At 49.4% G+C, this 1963-nt stretch carries 2 protein-coding genes; both read left to right on the forward strand.

Annotation, left to right across the window (positions count from 1 at the left end):
• Nucleotides 1-1704: DNA polymerase III subunit gamma/tau (gene dnaX / locus ACTHUT_RS19225; RefSeq protein ID WP_440419436.1), on the forward strand; the 1704-nt coding region annotated here is incomplete at its 5' end.
• A gap of 90 nt (nucleotides 1705-1794) precedes the next feature.
• Nucleotides 1795-1963: YbaB/EbfC family nucleoid-associated protein (locus tag ACTHUT_RS19230; RefSeq protein ID WP_440419438.1), on the forward strand; the 169-nt coding region annotated here is incomplete at its 3' end.

Genomic DNA, 1963 nt, shown 5'->3' on the forward strand with positions numbered 1-1963 from the left:
GGTATCGACAATATCCGCGAAGTGTTGGAAAACGCGCAATACGCGCCGACTGCGGGTAAATACAAAGTCTATATCATCGACGAAGTGCATATGCTTTCCAAAAGCGCGTTCAATGCCATGCTGAAGACTTTGGAAGAGCCTCCTGAGCACGTTAAATTCATTTTGGCGACCACCGATCCGCATAAAGTCCCCATTACCGTATTGAGCCGCTGTTTGCAGTTTGTTTTACGCAACATGACAACCCAACAGGTTGCCGAGCATTTGGCACATGTCCTGGACCGTGAAAATGTACCTTATCAGCCGCAGGCTTTGCAGCTTTTAGGGCGTGCCGCCGCCGGCTCGATGCGCGATGCGTTGAGTCTTTTGGATCAGGCGATTGCCATGGGTTCGGGTAAAGTGGCCGAACAAGATGTCCGCCAAATGATCGGAGCGGTCGATAAGCAATATTTGTTTGAGTTGCTTGAAGGAATCATCAATCAAAACGGTGAGGCCTTGCTGGAAAAAGCTCAGGAAATGTCTGCCAGAGCGATTGGTTTTGACAGCGCATTGGCAGAATTGGCCATGCTGTTGCAACGTTTGGCTTTGATTCAAACCATTCCTTCCGCCTTAGCGAATAATGACCCTGAACGTGAAACTTTGCTGCAATTAAGTCAGGCTTTGAGTGGCGAGCAGATTCAGCTTTATTATCAATGTGCTATTCATGGCAAACAGGATTTGCCGCTGGCTCCGGACGAGTATGCCGGTTTTGTCATGACGCTTTTGCGCATGCTTGCATTTGCGCCGTTGGCTGCTTCGGGTTGCGATACGCAAAGTCAAATTGAACACACGGATTTGCATTCCGACCATCAGAAAGCTGAGGCCGAAAAAAAGCCTTTTCAGCTGCCGAAATCTGAGCCGATAGCAGCACCTGCGGTTGAGAAAGAGGCTGTTCCGACTAAACAGGATGCCGTTGAAAGGCCGTCTGAAGAAACTATTCAGTCTGCTCAACAACAGGCGGATGTGCCACCTTGGGAGGAAATGCCGAGCCAAGTATCGGCTGAGCCGCCTCAAACACAAACGGCGCAGATGCAAGAAGCGGAGGCACCATTGCCTGTTGCAAAAGTTCAGACGGCCCTTGCGCCGGAAGAATATCCACACATGGATGAGGAAATTCCGCCTCCGTATTTTGATGAAGCATATACATATGAAGATTCACACCGTGCTGATGTGATGGAAGTACCACAGCCGGTTGCGTCTACTGAGCCTGAAGAAGAGGAGGGGGATGAAGAAGAGCTTCAGTTCGCTCCTTTGCCTGAGTTTAAAACTGAGAATTGGCACAGCATTATCGAACGCTTCGCCCGTAAATTAGGCGCGGCGCAGATGTTGGCGCAAAATGCGGCATGGACGAGTTATGATGCGGAGGCAGGGTTAATCATGCTGTCGTTGACGGATGAGGCCAAAGCGACTGCCAATAAAGAGCGCTTGGATAAAATTTGCCAGACGTTGAGCGAGGCCTACCATCTTGGCAATTTAAGGCTGCAAACCGAGCCTTGGCAGGATGATAAAGGCTGGGAAACGCCGGTTATGCGCCGCAAACGTATTCAAGAAGAAGGACGACAGCAGGCGCAAGATTTGCTGGAAGCGGATACAACGGCGCAGAAAATCTTGCAAACCTTTGAAGCACAATGGCTGCCGGATTCTTTAGAGTTGGCAGGACATTCTTAAAATACTGATATACAAGGCCGTCTGAAAGGCAAGAGCGTTTTTCAGACGGCATGAGTGAAATCCATTTATTCAAACCCATAGGAGTAAAACATGTTCGGAAAAGCCGGATTAGGCGGCCTGATGAAACAGGCGCAACAAATGCAGGAAAACATGAAAAAGGCACAAGCCAAGCTGGCTGAAACCGAAGTTGAAGGCGAAGCAGGCAATGGTTTGGTAAAAGTTGTGATGACGTGTTCGCACGTTGTCCGCAAACTTGAAA

The sequence above is a fragment of the Neisseria sp. P0022.S010 genome (assembly GCF_051956635.1).